We start from the raw sequence: 1,299 nt of genomic DNA on the forward strand, positions 1-1,299 counted from the left end.
ATTCACTCATAAAACGCCGAAACAATCCCTATATACCTGCTCTGCTTCATTTCACCAATACTGAACGGAAGTCTCAATTTAGAGCCTTTAAGTCAGCTACAAAAGTCACTGTTTCAAATAACAGCTCTGTCAGCTCCGCCAGTTGCAGCGCTGATGCTTGCCATATCTTGACCTCCAGTGGAGACGGCTCGGTGAGAATCCTGGGCCTGGAGGCCGACGGATCATGGAAACCAAAAGTTCTCATTGTTCAACGCCATTCAATACATTCAGCCAGCTTCAGCGCCGACAGCCGCTGCGTGGTGATTATCGGTTACGACGGCACGACGAGTATCTATAGTCAAGAGGCCGATGGTTCGTGGGAACGAAAAGTCAAAATTTTTGATCCGCGCGTCGCTTCAGCTACCTTCAGTCCCGATAGTTGCTATCTGGTCACCGTCAATGAAGATGGCATGGCAAAAATCTATGGTCTGGAAGCCGATGGTACCTGGGTAAAAAAAGCCATTATTCCCGATCAGAATGGCTTTATTTCAGCGACCTTTAGCGCCCAAGGTCGCTATATGGCGACCATCGGTAAAGGTCAGACAGCGCATATCTTCGGCCTGGAGGACGATGGATCATGGGAACCAAAAGCCATCATTCGCCACAATAGTAAAGCCAGGTCAGCCAGCTTCAGCGGCAATGGCCGCTTTGTGGTGACTTGCAGTCGCGATCACAATGCGAAAGTCCATGGCCTGGAGGACGATGGATCATGGCAACCAAAAGCCATTATTCGCCACAATAATTTAGTCAGGTTAGCCAGCTTCAGCCCCGATAGCCGTCACGTGGCGACTGTCGGTAACGATGATGTTGCGAAAATCTATAGTCAGAAGGACGATGGATTATGGCAAGAAAAAGGCATCATTTCCCATGATGGTGCGATTCTATCACTTAACTTCAGCGCTGATAGCTGCCATGTGGTGACTGCCAGTGCAGATGGGACGGCGAAAATCTATGGCCTGTGGGACGATGAATCATGGAAAGAAAAAGAGACCTTTTTCCACAAAGATTGGGTTAAATTTGCGACCTTCAGCCCTGATGGCTGCTATTTCGTGACTGCCAGTTCCGATGGTATGGCAAAGATCTACGGCCTGAAGAACGATGGGTCATGGGAGGAGAAAGCGACCATTCCTCATGATAAGTCGGTCTCTTCAGCAGCCTTCAGTACTGATGGCCGACATGTGGTGACCGTCAGTCTTGACGGTACAGCGAAAATCTGTGGTCAGATGCTCGATGGAACCTGGTTAGTAAAAGCGACCATTT

General features: G+C 49.1%; 1 protein-coding gene. It reads left to right on the forward strand.

The genetic code is table 11. From position 1 onward, the window contains the following. Positions 1 to 191: 191 nt before the first annotated feature. Positions 192 to 1,299: hypothetical protein (locus KDK17_RS02130; RefSeq protein ID WP_257287235.1), on the forward strand; the 1,108-nt coding region annotated here is incomplete at its 3' end.

The sequence above is a fragment of the Endozoicomonas sp. SESOKO2 genome (genome assembly GCF_024606245.1).
Taxonomy (GTDB): Bacteria; Pseudomonadota; Gammaproteobacteria; order Pseudomonadales; family Endozoicomonadaceae; genus Endozoicomonas_A.